At 73.5% G+C, this 2,291-nt stretch carries 3 protein-coding genes; 2 read left to right on the forward strand and 1 reads right to left on the reverse strand.

All coding sequences use genetic code 11. The annotated features are described in order from the left end of the window. A partial coding sequence (locus AB0J72_RS58875) for a hypothetical protein (RefSeq protein ID WP_363418022.1) occupies positions 1–862 on the forward strand: 862 nt, incomplete at its 5' end. Between the two features lie 48 nt (positions 863–910). Continuing rightward, a complete protein-coding gene (locus AB0J72_RS58880) occupies positions 911–1,132 on the forward strand; it encodes a hypothetical protein (RefSeq protein ID WP_363418025.1) in 222 nt (73 codons plus the stop codon). A 72-nt stretch (positions 1,133–1,204) separates the two neighbouring features. Here the strand turns inward: AB0J72_RS58880 and AB0J72_RS58885 are convergent, their stop codons facing one another. Then, positions 1,205–2,050 carry a universal stress protein gene (locus tag AB0J72_RS58885; RefSeq protein ID WP_363418028.1) on the reverse strand — a complete coding sequence of 282 codons (846 nt, stop codon included), beginning with the start codon at positions 2,048–2,050 and terminating at the stop codon, positions 1,205–1,207. Between the last annotated feature and the right edge of the window lie 241 nt (positions 2,051–2,291).

Raw genomic sequence — 2,291 nt, forward strand, 5'->3', positions numbered from 1 at the left:
GGCACGCGCCCAGGTCGCGGCAAGCTTCCTCACCACCACCGGCACCGTCCTCGGGCCGGAGCCGCAGTACTGGGCCAAGTCCAACAAGGACAACCACTGGCACCCGATCAGCGAGTTCAAGCAACAGGGCCGCGAGATCATCGCGGTGCGCCCGGACGGCTCCCCCTGCACCTCGCCGACATCGACGACCTGGAGATCTCCCACGTGCACTCAGTGCGCTGACCGCACAAGCGGTCCGGTCCACGGCCCAGCTTGCGTACAGGCGGAGGACCGGGCCGCGTCGCGGCCGTTGCGTCCGCACAGCGACGATCCCCCGCGTTGGTCCCTGGCCGTCGTCCTGCGCAGGCTCAACAGCGCGGTGACCGTCGTCGGTGATGGTGCAGACGGTGCTGCCGTCGACCTTCTTGGCCGGCCGGTGTTGCCGGCTTCGGCAGGTCAGGGTCGCCGACCTGCCCGGGTCGACCTGGCCGAGAGCGACGGCGAGCCCGGCTCGCACATCACGCTGTGGGAACGGCGCCGGATGGCGTCGTCGTCGACGACGCCGTCCACGCACCGGGCCGCGGCCGGACATGTCCACCGCCGCCCTTATGGCCCACCGGACCAGAGGGCAGTACCAGCTCGCACGCCATGGACCTCGGCGCCGCCGTCGCCCTTGCCCGGGAACTCGACCGGCTTCCCGACCGCATGCTGCTGCTCGGCATCGAGGCGGCAGACGCCGGCTACGGCCCCGGCCGTGGCCACCGCCGTCGACCGTATGGTCGAGCACATCGTCGCCGCGGTCCGCGAACTGCGGCCGGAGGTCGCGCCGTCCCGGGACCATCGGCCTGAACCGGCGCGCGGAATCCGGGAAGGCTTGAAGTGAGTTCGGGAAGTGAAGGATCGGGGCAGGGCGAGGACGGAGGCGAGTGCGATGACTGCGACGACGATCGAGGCGACGAGAGAGCGGAAGGCGCGTCGGGCACCGGCACACACGTGGCCGCCGACCACGGACACCGGCGACGTGATGCTGCGACTGTGCCGCGCGGAGCGGCGTGTCGAGGCGCTGGCGCTCGCGGTCCAGCTGCTGTGCGGCGAAGGTACGACACCCGCCCGGCGGCAGGCCGCCGAACTGCTCGACGAGCTGAGGCTGTAGGCGTCGGCCTGCGGCGGAAACCCAAACGGGCGCCGGGCGTTCTGCCCGGCGTCCGCGGCTTTGCCACGTGCGTCAGCGGCGGGCGACGAGGACCGGTGCCGAGGCGTGGTCGAGCACCTGCTGGGTCACCGAGCCGAGCCTGAGGTCGGAGAAGCCGCCGGTCCCGCGGGGACCGAGCACGATCATGAGCGCGTCGCGGCCGGCGTCGAGCAGCGCCGCGACCGGTGCCCCCTGGACGGTGCGGAGGTCGACCGGCACGGTCGGGTACTTCGCCTGCCACGGTGCCAGCTCGGCGGCCAGCGCGTCGTGGGCCGAGGTGGCGCACCGGGTGAGGCCCGTGCCACGGCCCCACCGGTGGGCGGGCTCCTGCCAGGCGCGCACCGCGATCAGTGGCACCCCGCGCGACATCGCCTCCCCGAACGCCAGCTCCACCCCGACCTCGGCGTGCGCCGAGCCGTCGGCGCCGACGACGATCGGCTGATGCTGCGGCAGTGGCACCTCCGGACCGGCCCACCGCTCCGCGTGGTGCACGACCAGGACGGGACAGCGCGCGTGCGCGGCCAGCTGCAGCCCGACGGAGCCGATCCGCAGGGTGTGGAAGCCACCCACCCCTCGGCTGCCCACCACGACGAGCGCGGCGGATCGCGACTGGTCGACGAGCACGCGGGCCGGGCTACCGCACCACGTGAACGTGGTGACGAGCAGGCCGGGTTGCCAGTTGCGGGCCTCGACCGCGGCGTGCAGTGCGACCTCGTGCTCATCGGCCGCCGGTTCGAACGCGTCCGGAACGGCGATCGCGTGGGTGACCCGTAGCAGCTGCCCGTGGCGCACCGCCTCGTCCACGGCCCAGCGGACCGCACCGAAGCTGGCCGGCGAGCCGTCGACACCCACGATCACCGGTCGACGATTGGCGGTCATGACCCCTCCCGTTGTCGGCGGATCCGCCCCTACCCTCACCGTGCTGCGGCATGCGCCGCGGCGGCAGGTGGAATTCGGCCCGCTCCTGGACCGGCAGCACCGGCCGGAGCGCTCGCGGTGGGCCACTCATCCGGTAGGGGCGGGCCGGGGCGCCGGAGCCGGACCGGCTCGTGCGGCCAGGACTGCCGCGGCGGTCGCGACGGTGATGGTGATGAGCGCGCCCAGGATCAGCGCGGCGGGT

The sequence above is a fragment of the Dactylosporangium sp. NPDC049742 genome, assembly GCF_040674675.1.
Classification (GTDB): Bacteria; Actinomycetota; Actinomycetes; order Mycobacteriales; family Micromonosporaceae; genus Dactylosporangium; species Dactylosporangium maewongense.

Bases quoted from the DNA above. Each gene is read 5' to 3' on its own strand.
- AB0J72_RS58880 (WP_363418025.1), top strand. From the start codon at position 911: ATGACTGCGACGACGATCGAGGCGACGAGAGAGCGGAAGGCGCGTCGG.
- AB0J72_RS58885 (WP_363418028.1), bottom strand. From the start codon at position 2,050: ATGACCGCCAATCGTCGACCGGTGATCGTGGGTGTCGACGGCTCGCCG.